Raw genomic sequence first — 14,412 nt, 5'->3', positions numbered from 1 at the left:
CTGTCATATGCAGGCTCTTGATATCAGTCAAGAATCACTGGAGCGGCGCGTAATTAAATACTTCCCCGGATACAAATCGTCCTTTTTATGCAAAACAATATCAATGCTCAACTCTTTACTGAACTGCTCCAAAACATACGAATTTCTTAACAGCTCCATTGTAACATGATTTAGGTCAATTTCATAGCCAAATGGAGCGTGTGAGTGTTTCTCAATCCTTCGAACATCGTGACATATATTTACCGCAATTGTCTCTGCAGATAAAATTTTCCCGCTTCCATCGCAGCACGGGCAGTCAGCATATAATAAGCTTTCCATATTCTCCCGCGTTTTTTTGCGTGTTATTTCCACAAGACCAAGTGCTGTGATTCCAACAATATTTGTCTTTTTTTTGTCATCAGCACTCAAATCACGCAGCAGCTGTAAAAGCTCTTCTTTCTGCGCTTCCTTTTCCATATCGATAAAATCTACGATTATGATTCCGCCAATATCCCTCAAGAAAATTTGACGCATAATCTCATGTGCTGCTTCGATATTGGTATCATAAACAGTGTTTCCCAGACGATTATCACTGCCAACAAATTTCCCGGTATTTACGTCAATAACAGTCAGTGCTTCAGTATGGTCAAAAACCAGGAAACCACCCGAACGTAATTCAACTATACGGGAACTGAGCTGTTTGAGCTGTTCTTCAATCCCGTACTCTTCAAAAAGTGGTTTCTCCTCTTTATAGACAAAAAGTTTTTCCCTTGTCTGCGATGAAATAATCTCCAGCAGGTCGCTTACACGGTGTGCAGCTTCTTCATCATCAATGATAATCTTGTCTATATCCTCAGCAGCCTGATCCCTGACCAGTCTGATTAACAAATCTGCATCTCTGTATAAAAGAGCCGGCGCAGATGCCCGTTTTTGCTTTGCCTGAATTGAATCCCACAGCTTTTCGAGATATCTCACTTCATTTTCAAGTGCTTCTCTTGGTTGATTTTCAGCCGCCGTACGAATAATCAATCCCATATTTTCAGGACACACATCCTCGGCAATATCCTTTAATCTTTTACGTTCAGCGTCATCCGATACACGCCTTGACAATCCGATGTATTTTGCCGTTGGCATCAGCACAACATTACGTCCGGGGATAGACAAATGCGTAGTTACACGCGGCCCCTTCATACCGATTGCATCCTTCACAACCTGTACCGGAAGAACCTGTCCGACATGTATCCTCGTTTGCGTTGGAAATGCTTTCATTACGTCAGGCGGCATGCCGTCACCTATATACAAAAACGCATTCTTTTGAAATCCGATATCTACAAAAGCCGCCTGCATGCCGGGCAGAACATTCTGTATCCTGCCGCTGTATATGTTGCCTACCAAATGTGAATGTGCAGGTCGTTCAAGCTCAAACCCGATTAACTCCCCGTCCTGAACGATTGCTGTCCGTGTTTCTTCCTTTGATACAGACACCAGTATCATTTTCATGGAGTATCGCCTCCAATCACATTACATCCATCAAATTTCTGCCGCCGCATAAAAGCGCTGTCCGTCGGATTTCAACATTCGAAATATCGTATTCACTACCGCTGCTTTTCCGCAAATACTCAAGTATCTCAGCCGGTTTAACGCTTCCCTGCTGAGTAATCTTTACCGAAGCAGACAATTCAATCAGTCCATCATTTGCTTCAATTTCAAGCTGGCCTATCATGTATTGCTTTATTTCAATATCACGTGTCTTTTTCGGCGTCTTCCTTTGGAAAAAGCAGCTCTCCGCATTATTAAATTCAGAAACCGCCGTTTCCCATTCACTCAGCGGATTGGCAGTCGAAAAAGAAATCCTGTACCTTGCCTCATCAGCCAATGCCATCAATGCCTTGTGCTTTCCCTCAATTTTCTTCAGGGCCTTCAGTCTGACACCGTCAGGAAGCTGAGAACTGAGCTTGTCAAACACCTCCGGCTGACACAAATCCTTGGAAAGTATAAATTCCATATATTCGCTTTCACTTGTGACACCCAACGCTAATGCTGATGCAAAAGAAAGCTTCATATGTGGATTGAAGCCTTCAGAATACACAACCGGAAGCTTTGCACGGCAGATTGCACGTTCTACAAGTGCAGCATAATCGAGATGTGAAATGAAGCGCAATTGCGCATCCTTGGTCAATTCCGCACGATATGTATAAGAAACTACCTCAGGCACGTTCTTTCCCCCAGTCAACAATATTTACGCCAAGCTTTTGACAAATTCCGCAGCCTGTACAGTCTCCGCGTCTGCAGTCCTTTGTCAGCGACTCGGCAACAGCCTTCTCGTATTCATGCTTTAAAAAGGCCCTGCTTACTCCCGGAGTTGTGTGTTCCCAGGGGAATACCTCATCAAAAGCACGCTCACGGATGTTGTATTGTGCCGGATCTATATTATTTTCCTCGAAAGCCCTTGTCCAGCGGCTTTCATCAAATTGGTCCGTCCATCCGTCAAACCTGGACCCATTTTTCCATGCAGAATAAATAACCCCTGACAATCTGCGGTCGCCTCTTGCCAACACACCTTCAAGCAGACTGACATGAGCGTCATGATAATTATAATGGATGGAACGGTCCTTTATATGCTCTTTGATAAGCATCTGCTTCCTTGAAAATTCTTCCAAAGTATTTTGTCCAAACCATTGAAATGCAGTAAATGCTTTAGGAACAAAGCATGAGACACTTATCGTGACCTTTACATCCTTTCTTCCTGTTGTTTCTTTATAATGATTGACAACCTTTTGTGCCAACTCAGCTATACCGATAACGTCCTCATCAGTCTCCGTCGGAAGTCCTATCATGAAATAGAGCTTTACTGTTTTCCAGCCCTTCTTAAAGGCCGCGCCTGTCGCCTTAAGCAAATCTTCCTCTGTGACACCCTTATTTATAACATCACGCATTCTCTGTGTTCCGGCCTCAGGTGCAAAAGTAAGGCCGCTTTTCCGGATTTGCTGCATTTTATCAGCCAAATCAATTGAAAAGCTGTCTATTCTCAACGATGGCAGCGTAAAACCGACCTTTTCACAGCTGAAATCATTCATGAGATTGTCAACAAGTCCGCCAAGGCAGGAATAATCCGCTGAGCTTAATGAAGTCAACGAAATTTCATCATATCCTGTCACATCAATCATTTTACGTGCCAGCTCACGCAGCCGTGACTCTGTCCGCTCACGCACCGGACGGTATGCAACCCCGGCCTGACAGAACCGGCAGCCCCGTGAACATCCCCTGAACAGCTCAAGCATAATACGATTATGAACAATATCGATATAAGGTACAATCGGGCGTTCCATCGTCGCAACACTGTCCATATCCTGTATGATACGCTTGTAAATTACCGGCGGTGTATCTTCGCCAATTGTTTGAAGTCCCGTATACATTCCCTTTTCATCATACTGAGGAACATACAAGCTCGGGACATAAATGCCTCTCACACGGGCTGCACGCTTCAAAAATTCTCCCCGGCCATTCGGACGGCCTTCCTTTTTCCATTCGCAGAATACTTCTACCAGCTCAGGAAGTGCCTCTTCCGCTTCTCCTATAAGAAATAAATCAAAAAAGTCTGCTACCGGTTCAACATTATAAACGCACGGACCGCCGCCAATAATAAAAGGCTCATCGTCCCCACGGTCCTTCGCCCAAACATTTATACCCGATAAATCAAGCATGTTTAGCACAGTTGTAAAACACATCTCAAACTGCAAAGAAAAGCCAATAAAATCGAATTTATTCAGTTCAGTAAATGACTCAAGAGAATAAAGAGGTATATTACGGCTGCGCATCTCCTCTTCCATATCAATCCAAGGAGCATATACACGTTCAGCCCATGTATCTTCACGGTTATTTAAAATCTCATACAGGATTTTTAACCCAAGATTTGACATTCCGACCTCATATACATCAGGCATAGAAAGTGCAAAATGACAAGAAACATCCTCCCACTTTTTGTGTACAGAATTCCATTCATTACCTGTATATCGTGCCGGTTTTACAACGGACTGAAGTATATCAGATGTAATACGAACCATAAAACTTAAATCCTCCGAGCTTTAAAATAATAATTTCTGTTTTTTCATATGAATGTTCAGCAAAATAGCAATTGACATAATATTGGTTGTAAGTGAGCTTACGCCATAGCTCATCAGCGGAAGCGGTATTCCAGTAACAGGCATTATACCGGTTGTCATTCCTATGTTGACAAGCACATGAAATGCCAGCATTGAAGTTATTCCGACAGCCAGAAGCATACCGAAGGTATCACTGGCATCACGTGCAATCATGATACCGCGCCACAAAACAACAAGATACAGCAGTAAAAGAACTGCTGCCCCAAGAAATCCCAGCTCTTCACCAACAACAGCAAAAATAAAATCAGTATGATTCTCCGGCAGGAAATTCAATTGGCTTTGTGTTCCTCCAAAAAGCCCCTTGCCGAAAAGCATACCCGAACCGATAGCAATTTTTGATTGGATAATATGATATCCCGAACCAAGGGGATCTACATTAGGATCCAAAAAAACCATAATACGCATTTTTTGATAATCCTTCAAAAAATGCCATAAAATCGGAGCACATGCCACGCCTGCGGCAAACAAACCGCCAAGCAGCTTCAAATTAACCCCACAGGCAAAAATCATGCCAATGAAGATAGCAATGAAAACCAATGAAGTTCCCAAATCAGGCTGTTTTAGAACCAAAATAAATGGAATGCCTACATACAGAGCTATAGGCAGCAAATCATGCAGGGTGTTCAGCTTACCCACCTTATCCTCAAGCATCGAGGCCAGGGATACTATCATAATGAGCTTTGCAAACTCGGAAGGCTGCAATGTAACAGGTCCAATCTGTATCCATCTCTGTGCTCCAAGAGCCGAATGACCAATAAGCATTACCGCAATCAAAAGGATAAGATTGAATATATACAATCGGTTTCCGTACCGCTGCAGCATTTTATAATCAAAATTCATAAAAAAAGCCGCCAGTGCAATATTTAAAACAGCAAAAAAACCCTGACGTTCTACAAATGCAAAACGCTGTCCTGATGCTGCCTCATTAATGTGGGTTGCGCTTCCGATAATCACCAAGCTCAGTATGATAATCGCACCCACAGCAAAAATCAATGTAAAATCTGTTCGTCTAAGCAACCGCTTATTCATGAACCCAACAAGCCTCCCTGAAAGACACCCAATTTAAAAACATAATAACATGAAGGCATATAAAGAACAACGCTTCCGGCAAGCCAGAAGCGTTCACCAATCATTTAATCTAAAATTATCGACGCCTTACCCCTGCATCATGCCGCATATTATTTACAGGAATATTTGCTACCAACGCAACAGAATCAGCATCATTCTCCAGCGCTATCTCCATTGCATTTTTATCAATATCCATATAATGCGAAATAACTTCTATGATATCGTTCTTTATATGCTCCATAACATCAGGAGAAACATTTGCACGATCATGAATCAAAACAACTTTCAATCTGTCGTGAGCAATCTGCTTCGAAGAACGGTTGTTTGAACTGCCAAAAAGCTTATCCCAAATACTCATAGTCCGACACTCCCTCCTTAGTGCCCAAACACATGTTTAAGACGTGCAAAGAAGCCTTCTGTTTCAAAAGGTTTGAACGGAATGTCCTCTCCGCAGATACGTCCGACAACATCATTATAGGCTCTTCCGGCCGCTGTGTTACTCCACTCAATGATTGGAATACCCTGATTTGACGCATTGATGACTTCACGGTCATCAGGAATCTGTCCGATGCATGGCAGCGATAAAATGTCATCTATTGATGTCATATCGAGCATAGTTCCTGCTTTGACCATCTGAGGATCAATACGGTTAACAATAAGCTTTATATCCTTGTTGACTGCCTGCAGCCTTCCAATAATTTTATCAGCATCACGAACAGCTGAAACCTCAGGAATAGTTACAACGACAGCCCAATCAGCTCCGATGACAGCTGTCTGGAAGCCCTGTTCTATTCCGGCCGGACAGTCAATCAAAATAAAATCGAACTCATTCCGCATAGTATCCACAAGCTGCTTCATTTGTTCAGGCTCAATCGCTGTTTTATCAGCAACCTGGGAGGTCGGCAGAAGGAACAGATTGGAATATTTCTTATGACGAACCAATGCCTGTCCGTAATTTACACGTTTTTGCGCAACATCTACCAAAGTATAAACGATACGGCGTTCAAGGCCGAGCAGAATATCAAGGTTTCTAAGCCCTGTATCTGTATCAATCAAAGCAACCTTTTTGCCACGCATTGCCAGGCCTACACCCAAGCTGGCTGTTGTTGTTGATTTTCCGACTCCGCCTTTACCGGACGTAATAACAATTACTTCACCCATATCCCTGTTCCTACCTTTCTATCGGCTCGATTATTATTTGATTATTTTTAACAGATGCTTTTTCAGCATAAGCCGGTTTTTCTATCGAATCCGGAGCCTGCGCTATCAAATCAGCTATACGGATTTGAACGGGCATCAGACAATCCGCTATTATAAAAGAATTACGGTCCCCATACGCTCCGGCATGAACAATACCTCTGCAGGTTCCCCTGATATCAATACTTCCGCCTGCAATAATCTCTGCCCCGGGATTTACATTACCGCAAATCAATACACTTCCCTGCGTTTGTATCTCCTGTCCGCTTCTGACAGTCCGATTGATTACCATCATCCTGTGTTCTTCAGCAGGCTTTGGTTCAGCAGGACTCTCTTTTGCAGCAGCCTGTGCCGCCGGAATATTTGTTTCAGGTGCCTTCTGCTTAGGTATCGGCCGCCGTGCCTTTGATACATCTTCAATCGGCTCAACCCTGAATAGTACGCCGTACTGGTGAAACAACTTTCTCAAGCTTTCTTCATTTTCCTTTGAAAGCTGATCCGGTACTAATTGTATCACAGTTCCGCGCTTAAAAAACTGCGAGCCCGATTCCAAACGCTTCTGAATTTCATTTCGCAGTGTTTCAAAAGCAATACCGGGGGCAAAAACAAGCTGTAAGCCTGTCTGATTGCCTTTTAACTTAAAAACCTCGTCACCCATAAATCCCCCGCCTAACATAATTTGTTTCAAAACAACACATATCCATTTATTTTGGCATCGTCACCGGATTATTTAATCCAAAGGCAGCCTCAATAATCTTCTTTCCTATCGGAACAGCTGATTGTGAACCATATCCGCCGTTTTCCACAATAACCGCAATCACGATATTTGGATTTTGAAACGGTCCATATGCAACAAACCAACCATGATCTTTTCCCTGCGGATTTTCTGCGGTTCCTGTTTTACCGGCTAAATCAATTGGAAAATTAGGCCCGAAGATTGATGCCGCCGTACCGATTTTGGTAACATCACGGAGACCATTCTGCACTTCACGGATTACATCACTCGGAACCTCAAGCGTTGATAAAAGCTTAGGCTGAAATTCCTGTATGGTTTTACCGTCCGGTCCAACAATACGCTGAACAAGATACGGCTGATACCGCCGTCCATCAGCAGCGATTTCGCCCATGACCATGGCCGCCTGAAGCGGTGTAACAAGGTTGAAGCCCTGTCCTATCGCGGCATCAAGAGTCTCTGAAATATACCAGTCTTCCTCAAAAACCTTCTCCTTGTATGCTTTGTTTGCTACAAGTCCCTCTGATTCAAAAGGAAGATTTATTCCGGTTTTTGCTCCAAGACCGAACATGCGGGCATAATGCTCAAGGCGGTCCACACCCAGCCTGTATCCAAGCTCATAGAAATACACATTATCGGAATGGGCCAATGCCTGAGAAAAATTCAGCCAGCCAAGAGCCTCACCGTCAGCATTTCCTTTTTCACCCAACCAGTAAGTACCACTGTCAAAAATCTGTTCATAAGGTGTTATTACACCCTCCGTCAGTGCAGCAGTACCCGTTACAATTTTGAATGTAGAACCCGGCGGATATTCACCGGTAATAGCTTTATTATCCAACGGAAAATACGGATTGTCATTTATTGTTTTCCAATCCTTCTCAGAAATTCCGTGAACAAACAAATTCGGATCAAAGGCAGGACGGCTTACCAAAGCCAAAACTTCACCTGTCTGCGGATTCATGACAACGGCAGCCGCAGCGTGTGCTCCAATCAACTTTAATTGTGCATCAACAGCCTGCTCAGCCGCAAGCTGCAGCTTCCAATCAATCGTTAAAATGAGGTCATTTCCTGCTATTGCGTCCTTCCGTCCAAGAATCTGCACAGGCTTGCCTGTAACATCAACCTCGACCTGACGTCCGCCGTTAGACCCGCGAAGCTGCTGGTCATATATCTTCTCAAGCCCAAACTTTCCTATAATATCTCCTGTCTTATAGCCCTGCTCCTTCTTGCTTTCAAGCTCCGAATCGCTGATTTCGCTGACATATCCAAGAACATGAGCACCACGTTCCTTATAGAGATAATCACGTACAGCCTGAACCTCAATGACGACTCCCGGATATAAATTTTTTTGCTCGGCAATAATTGTCCTTATTTCCGGACCGACATCATTCTTAATTCTAATCGGTTCAAATCCAACATGTGATTCGATTTTGCTCTTTATTTCTTCCTCTGAGATATTAAGCAGGCTGGACAGCCTTGAAATAACATCAGGAGATATCGGCCCCGTAAGAGGAAGCAAAGAAACAGTAAATCCGGGGCGGTTCGTAACGATATTATTGCCATTACGATCATAAAATGTTCCTCGCGGAGCCATAGTAGGAATCAATCTTATACGATTACCATCTGCAAGCCGGGCATATTTTTCCCCATCATAGACCTGTAAATATCCTACCCGAGCAACCAGAATCACTATGATAAGAATTACAAGACAGCCTAATATTCTCAAACGGTTTTCATACTCATTGACAACCAAAAAAATCGCTCCCGAAAAACTTTACATGACTACACAAAGCACAAGACATCCACAAAAGGACATCTTGTGCTTTTCTTACTTATCCTCTTGAAGCCGTTCACACATTTTACATACACCAATGTGAACCGGCAGAGAAAACACAACATTATAAAACATCATAGGCATAAACACGGAATTAAACTGAAGAAGCAAATTAAAGCTGTATCCAAGCATAAACATAAAGGACGCATAAATAACATAATTGAATGCGCTCGCAAAAACGACAGCAGCTATCATCAGAAAAAACTGCTCCTTGAATACCTGCTTGGAAAATCTTCCGCACACATACCCCACAATCATCTTAATAAAGATATTTATTCCAAAAAAAGTACCCGTTGCCAAATCCTGCAGCAAGCCTGAAAGGAATCCGACCAGGGAACCATTCCTGCTTCCCTTTTGAAAGGACACAGAAACAACAAATAACAAAAGCAAATCAGCACTTATGCCATGTATAGAAATAAACGGCATAAGTGAAGATTGAATAACATATAATGCTAAAACAAATAAAGCCCACAGAATATATTTTCGTGTCACCTTGTTCCACGTCCCGCAGTAGAATTCTTCCCGGTGCCCCCGGCCGAAGCGTTCACCCCGGAATTAGGATTTACAGTCGGTGAACCGGAGGAAACAGCCCCTGAATTAGAAGCAGGGACATCCTGACTGATATTATTAACTGTAGTTGGAGCACTATCGGCCTGCTCCACGGTCTCCTGGACATTTGTTTCAGTCCCCGGAGTCTGCTTCGGCGGAACCAGCGGTTCCGGTGGTGCTTCTCTTGAAGCAACAATCACAGCAACATCTTCTAACCGCTGAAAATCAACAGCTGGCTCCAAAACAGCGTACTTCAAAAGACCTCCGGAATCATTATGGACACTCTCAATCTTTCCAACCATAATTCCCTTGGGGTATACACCGCCGAAACCGGATGTGACAACAATGTCGCCTTCCTGTACATCCTCATTTCTTGGAATATTAACCATCCTGGGCTGACTTGCATTATCCGGACTGCCTTCTATAATCCCCGCAACACGTGAACGCTGAACCAATGCACCGACAGCAGCTCTCGTATCAAGAATCATTTCTACCTTCGATGATATCGGCCCTGCCTCAGTAACAACCCCAACCAGGCCGCGTGACGTCACAACGGCCATATTTTTCTCAACGCCGTCCCGTGTACCGCGGTCAATCACAATCATCCGTGTCCATGTCGCTGACTCTCGTCCGATGACACGCGCAACAACAAGATCAAATTGAACAGCCGCGTTTTTATACCCAAGAAGTTCACGCAGCCGTTGATTTTCTGCGGCATACTCATTAGCCTTGACGTTCTGTACCCGAAGCTGCTCAACTTCATTTCTCAGCATTTTATTTTGCTTCTGTACAGTAAGGATGTCCCAAATCTCTGCCAGTCCATCATGAATCCCGTCACCTGCCCACGATGCAGCCCTTTGAAACGGAGCTAAAAGCGTCATTACAGTCTGATTATGAACAGGGACATTAAACCGCCCTTTGGCAGCGAAGAAAATCAATATGAAAATACTGGCCGCAACAAAAACCAGAATCCAAACGACACGACCAGATTCCTGTTCGCGTTTAATCTTTCCCATTATCTCAGCTTCTTCGTCGTCATTACAACACGTTTAAGGAGTTCAATATTTTCCAGGGATTTGCCTGTTCCCTCACCTACACATGACAATGCATCCTCCGAAACAAGAACAGGCATACCTGTCTCTTTGCTGAGAAGCTTGTCAAGGTTCGTGAGAAGCGCACCGCCGCCCGTCATCATGATGCCATGATCCATGACATCAGCAGCAAGTTCAGGCGGGGTCTTTTCGAGTGTACCCTTTACAGCATCAATAATCTTATAAATCGGTTCGTCCAAAGCATCACGAACTTCGCTAGCCTTGATATTCAACGTCTTTGGAAGTCCACTTACCAAATCGCGTCCGCGAATATCCATGGATTTATCAGCTTCAGGAGTAACAATAGCCGAACCAATCGTTATTTTGACCTCTTCGGCAGTACGTTCGCCTATCATAAGATTATACATACGCTTTACATACTGAACGATAGCGGAATCCATCTCATCGCCGCCAATGCGTATAGAACGGCTGGTAACAATACCACCCAGAGAAATAACCGCGATTTCAGTTGTACCGCCGCCGATATCAACAACCATGCTTCCCGTTGCATCCTCTACCGGAAGACCTGCACCGATAGCAGCAGCCATCGGCTCTTCAATCAGATATGCCTCACGTGCTCCTGCCTGCTGCGCTGCGTCAATAACCGCACGCTTTTCAACCTCGGTAACACCGGAAGGCACACCCACAACAACACGGGGACGAATGAAGGATTTCGTGTTCATAGCTTTGCGGATGAAGTACTTAAGCATAGCCTGGGTAACATCAAAATCGGCTATAACGCCATCCTTCATAGGACGAATAGCAACAATATTTCCCGGCGTACGGCCAATCATGCGCTTAGCATCTTCGCCAACAGCCAAAACCTCTCCATTATCACCCTTTATAGCAACTACAGACGGCTCACGCAGTACAATACCCTTTCCTTTAACATGCACAAGCGTATTAGCCGTACCAAGATCAATTCCCATATCACGAGACAAACCACCAAACAGACTCCACATTTTTTTGTAAGAACTCCTTCCTATTACTCTCTTTTCGCTAGTTTATTTTATCATACCTTCTCCCGTAAGTGAAGATAAATGGATAAAAATAAGCCTTCTGATTAAGTCTCAATTTGTAGAACATCATACACAAAAAAACTGCAATCCAAATGAAAGGATTACAGCTTTTATCTTCTTTTCTTAAAAAAACGCATCAAAATTTCGTGACACTCATCTTCCATAATTCCGGCCGTTACCTCAATATTTTGATGCAGCGCAGGATGTCCCGGTATATTAAAAATAGACTCGACGGCCCCGGTCTTGGCATCAGGAAGGCCATACACGACTCTGGAAATTTTAGCCATAATCAATGCTCCTGCACACATCGGACATGGCTCCAAGGTTACATACAACGTGCATCCGGTAAGATGCCAGTCTCCCATTATCTTCCCGGCCTCACGAATTACCTGTATCTCTGCATGTGCGGTAGCGTCATGCAAAGACTCACGCTCATTATGGCCTTTTGACAAAACACGGCCGGTTGAATCTACCAGCACAGCACCTACAGGGATTTCGTCCTGAGCCATTGCCAACTCAGCCTCTTCAAGTGCCATAGCCATATATTTATAATCAGGTCTCATTTATCTCCTTAATTATCTCCTTAACCGTAGAATCATCTTCATAAAACAAAGATTGTGTTGCTCTGCTTATATTCACGACATAAGGCTCGGACCCCTCGTCCTTATTTTCCTCTTTGTCATCCTTCTTTTCGAGATTCTTTTTTAGTTCATGGCGGAAAGACTCTCCGTTGTCATCAACAAATCGACGTTTGCTGCCATATTGTTCAACATCAAACGTAACCTTCTTAGACGCTGAAATCTTTTCAATACGTTCAGCCATAACCAACACCTCCCGACAGAATAAATATTTTCAATACTGTTATCGAAAAAAATCAATAATCCCTTAAACGTGCAAAAATAAAGTCGTGCACGACGGTGCACGACTTTAAACTATTCATTCAGCTCTTCAAACTGATCCTTTCCGACACCGCACAAAGGACAAACGAAATCATCAGGTAAATCCTTAAAAGCTACTCCAGGCTCAAGACCATAATCCGAATCACCAAGAGACTCATCGTAAATCCATCCGCATACGCCGCATACCCATTTTTTCATTTCAAGCCCTCCATTCTTTTGTACTCGTTAATAGCCTCTAATGCACTATAGGGAATTGAAATATTCCCATTAATACCGGTTCCCATTTCCACTCCCGAACGGTTAAGACCATGAAAATCTGTTCCCCCGGTTGAACACATTCCAAGTTCATCTATCATGCTCTGGAGGAACACCATGTCATCCTCCGAATATGAAGGATACCATCTTTCAACTCCATCAAGACCTAAATGGCGCAGCTCACGAATCGCATCTGCCTGGGCCTCTCTGGACAAATCCTTCAATCCGATTTTTTTATGAAAATGTGCCAAAGAAACAACAGCTCCGGCTTTATGCAGAATCGGAAACGCCTCTTCGGGGGTAACATTTTCATTCATTCCAAGATCCGCGGCAATCGGGTCAATATATTTATCCCATAACGGCTGAATCTTTTTCTCTATCTTCATCGAAACAAGACATCTCATAACAGTATACTGATCCATCTGTCCTGAGGAATGCTTCTGCACCATCTCCAGCGTAATAGGCACCCCGCACCGCTGAATACCTTCAATGAGTTTATCAATTTTCTCTTCCTTGTTGATACGAATTTTCCTGTACAGCTCCTGAAAATCCGGAGAATCAACAGCAAACCCTAACGCAATAACATGAATTTTTCTGCCATGAAAGTTCATAGTAACTTCCATGCCAGGAATAAGCTCGATACCAACCTTATCGGCAGCTTTCTTTGCCTCTTCCAAACCGCTTACATTATCATGGTCGGTTAAAGCAAAAGCGCGGATATTTCTTTTGGAGGCAAGCTCAACCAGTCCACAAGGTGTATAGGTTCCGTCCGAAACAGTAGAATGTGTATGTAAATCAATTATTTCCATAGATTGTCCTTCCATCAACATATAGAGTTTTCATACTCTTTAGAAGTATTATAACGCCTTTGTTCCGGTTTTGCCAAGGGCAAAACTTCCTCTGTCAGCGTTTCAACAAGTAGGGGGCCCCGGTCGGACAGGACGCTCATACACATAAAAGAAAAGACACACCCAAAGGCGTGTCTTTTCTTTTAACCGGCAGCTTCCTATCCAGCTGGCATTTTATTCTTCTATAGCTTTATGTTTCGTTCACGCCTGCATAGCCGACTCGCACGTCGATGTGCGTCGCTGCGCTCCTTCCTCTCCTGCATGCCTTCTCCTTTAGGAGAAGGTGGGCCCGTAGGGCTCGGATGAGGTGTTCCCCAAATTGCCTACTATCTACATATATAGTGACTTGCCTCTGTGTACCTCCTCCACCGCTGACGCGGTCCCCCTCCCCCTAAAGGGGAAGGCAAATAAAATAAGCGACACACCAAAAGGTGTATCGCTCATTTTAACCGGCAGCTTCCTATCCTCCCGGGCCGTCTCCAGCCAAGTACTTTCGGCCTTTACGTGCTTAACTACTGTGTTCGGAATGGGAACAGGTGGAACCACGTAGGCATCACCACCGGATATATTTTGTTAAGAGATTGCTCTCTCAAAACTATACAGAAGAAGATTCGAACATTTTAGTCTTGTAAGTCAAGCCCTCGGCATATTAGTATTGGTCCGCTCCATCCCTCACGGGACTTCCACTCCCAACCTATCAACCTTGTCGTCTTCAAGGTGCCTTACCAGCTTGTGCTGTGAGAAACCTCATCTTAAGGCAGGCTTCACGCTTAGATG

General features: G+C 43.9%; 15 protein-coding genes and 2 rRNA genes. All 17 read right to left on the bottom strand.

Features of this window, described 5'->3' with window-relative positions:
- Nucleotides 1-27: 27 nt before the first annotated feature.
- Nucleotides 28-1,479 carry an Rne/Rng family ribonuclease gene (locus BUA83_RS11375; RefSeq protein ID WP_072936416.1) on the bottom strand — a complete coding sequence of 484 codons (1,452 nt, stop codon included), beginning with the start codon at nt 1,477-1,479 and terminating at the stop codon, nt 28-30.
- Between the two features lie 16 nt (nt 1,480-1,495).
- Entirely contained in the window at nt 1,496-2,194 is a 699-nt protein-coding gene (locus BUA83_RS12920; RefSeq protein WP_072936415.1) for a TIGR03936 family radical SAM-associated protein, read from the bottom strand.
- Entirely contained in the window at nt 2,187-4,043 is a 1,857-nt protein-coding gene (locus BUA83_RS11365) for a TIGR03960 family B12-binding radical SAM protein (RefSeq protein WP_072936414.1), read from the bottom strand. The genes BUA83_RS12920 and BUA83_RS11365 overlap by 8 nt, the downstream gene beginning before the upstream one ends.
- 21 nt (nt 4,044-4,064) lie before the next feature.
- The gene (rodA, locus tag BUA83_RS11360) at nt 4,065-5,171 is read right to left on the bottom strand and encodes a rod shape-determining protein RodA (RefSeq protein WP_072936413.1); all 1,107 of its coding nucleotides are present in this window, start codon (nt 5,169-5,171) and stop codon (nt 4,065-4,067) included.
- Nucleotides 5,172-5,286: 115 nt separating this feature from the next.
- Nucleotides 5,287-5,568, bottom strand: a complete 282-nt coding sequence (minE, locus tag BUA83_RS11355) for a cell division topological specificity factor MinE (RefSeq protein ID WP_072936412.1) — start codon at nt 5,566-5,568, stop codon at nt 5,287-5,289.
- 17 nt (nt 5,569-5,585) lie between these two features.
- Entirely contained in the window at nt 5,586-6,371 is a 786-nt protein-coding gene (gene minD / locus BUA83_RS11350) for a septum site-determining protein MinD (protein ID WP_072936411.1), read from the bottom strand.
- Nucleotides 6,372-6,381: 10 nt separating this feature from the next.
- Nucleotides 6,382-7,065, bottom strand: coding sequence for a septum site-determining protein MinC (minC, locus tag BUA83_RS11345; RefSeq protein WP_072936410.1), 684 nt, complete (start codon nt 7,063-7,065; stop codon nt 6,382-6,384).
- A gap of 46 nt (nt 7,066-7,111) precedes the next feature.
- Nucleotides 7,112-8,893, bottom strand: a complete 1,782-nt coding sequence (mrdA, locus tag BUA83_RS11340; protein ID WP_072936409.1) for a penicillin-binding protein 2 — start codon at nt 8,891-8,893, stop codon at nt 7,112-7,114.
- 75 nt (nt 8,894-8,968) lie between these two features.
- Nucleotides 8,969-9,466: a rod shape-determining protein MreD gene (mreD, locus tag BUA83_RS11335; protein WP_072936408.1), complete on the bottom strand. Its 498-nt coding sequence runs from the start codon at nt 9,464-9,466 to the stop codon at nt 8,969-8,971.
- Nucleotides 9,463-10,542, bottom strand: a complete 1,080-nt coding sequence (mreC, locus tag BUA83_RS11330) for a rod shape-determining protein MreC (protein ID WP_200796071.1) — start codon at nt 10,540-10,542, stop codon at nt 9,463-9,465. Before mreC ends, mreD begins: the two co-directional genes overlap by 4 nt.
- The gene (locus BUA83_RS11325; protein ID WP_072936406.1) at nt 10,539-11,576 is read right to left on the bottom strand and encodes a rod shape-determining protein; all 1,038 of its coding nucleotides are present in this window, start codon (nt 11,574-11,576) and stop codon (nt 10,539-10,541) included. Before BUA83_RS11325 ends, mreC begins: the two co-directional genes overlap by 4 nt.
- 167 nt (nt 11,577-11,743) lie before the next feature.
- Nucleotides 11,744-12,196, bottom strand: coding sequence for a tRNA adenosine(34) deaminase TadA (tadA, locus tag BUA83_RS11320; protein ID WP_072936405.1), 453 nt, complete (start codon nt 12,194-12,196; stop codon nt 11,744-11,746).
- Entirely contained in the window at nt 12,186-12,455 is a 270-nt protein-coding gene (locus BUA83_RS11315; RefSeq protein ID WP_072936404.1) for a hypothetical protein, read from the bottom strand. The genes tadA and BUA83_RS11315 overlap by 11 nt, the downstream gene beginning before the upstream one ends.
- A gap of 110 nt (nt 12,456-12,565) precedes the next feature.
- Nucleotides 12,566-12,730 carry a rubredoxin gene (locus BUA83_RS11310; protein WP_072936403.1) on the bottom strand — a complete coding sequence of 55 codons (165 nt, stop codon included), beginning with the start codon at nt 12,728-12,730 and terminating at the stop codon, nt 12,566-12,568.
- Nucleotides 12,727-13,596, bottom strand: a complete 870-nt coding sequence (locus tag BUA83_RS11305) for a PHP domain-containing protein (RefSeq protein WP_094756621.1) — start codon at nt 13,594-13,596, stop codon at nt 12,727-12,729. Before BUA83_RS11305 ends, BUA83_RS11310 begins: the two co-directional genes overlap by 4 nt.
- A 486-nt stretch (nt 13,597-14,082) precedes the next feature.
- Nucleotides 14,083-14,199 (bottom strand): 5S ribosomal RNA (gene rrf / locus BUA83_RS11300).
- Between the two features lie 65 nt (nt 14,200-14,264).
- Nucleotides 14,265-14,412: ribosomal RNA gene (locus BUA83_RS11295) — 23S ribosomal RNA — on the bottom strand; the annotation flags it as partial.

Source organism: Schwartzia succinivorans DSM 10502 (assembly GCF_900129225.1).
Classification (GTDB): domain Bacteria; phylum Bacillota; class Negativicutes; order Selenomonadales; family Selenomonadaceae; genus Schwartzia; species Schwartzia succinivorans.
This window is presented reverse-complemented; position numbering and strand designations above follow the sequence as displayed.

What these genes read in the sequence shown, in the direction of transcription:
- BUA83_RS11375 (WP_072936416.1), bottom strand. Translation starts at nt 1,479, where the DNA reads ATGAAAATGATACTGGTGTCTGTATCAAAGGAAGAAACACGGACAGCA.
- BUA83_RS11365 (WP_072936414.1), bottom strand. Translation starts at nt 4,043, where the DNA reads ATGGTTCGTATTACATCTGATATACTTCAGTCCGTTGTAAAACCGGCA.
- rodA (WP_072936413.1), bottom strand. Translation starts at nt 5,171, where the DNA reads ATGAATAAGCGGTTGCTTAGACGAACAGATTTTACATTGATTTTTGCT.
- minE (WP_072936412.1), bottom strand. Translation starts at nt 5,568, where the DNA reads ATGAGTATTTGGGATAAGCTTTTTGGCAGTTCAAACAACCGTTCTTCG.
- minD (WP_072936411.1), bottom strand. Translation starts at nt 6,371, where the DNA reads ATGGGTGAAGTAATTGTTATTACGTCCGGTAAAGGCGGAGTCGGAAAA.
- minC (WP_072936410.1), bottom strand. Translation starts at nt 7,065, where the DNA reads ATGGGTGACGAGGTTTTTAAGTTAAAAGGCAATCAGACAGGCTTACAG.
- BUA83_RS11325 (WP_072936406.1), bottom strand. Translation starts at nt 11,576, where the DNA reads ATGTGGAGTCTGTTTGGTGGTTTGTCTCGTGATATGGGAATTGATCTT.
- tadA (WP_072936405.1), bottom strand. Translation starts at nt 12,196, where the DNA reads ATGAGACCTGATTATAAATATATGGCTATGGCACTTGAAGAGGCTGAG.
- BUA83_RS11315 (WP_072936404.1), bottom strand. Translation starts at nt 12,455, where the DNA reads ATGGCTGAACGTATTGAAAAGATTTCAGCGTCTAAGAAGGTTACGTTT.
- BUA83_RS11310 (WP_072936403.1), bottom strand. Translation starts at nt 12,730, where the DNA reads ATGAAAAAATGGGTATGCGGCGTATGCGGATGGATTTACGATGAGTCT.
- BUA83_RS11305 (WP_094756621.1), bottom strand. Translation starts at nt 13,596, where the DNA reads ATGGAAATAATTGATTTACATACACATTCTACTGTTTCGGACGGAACC.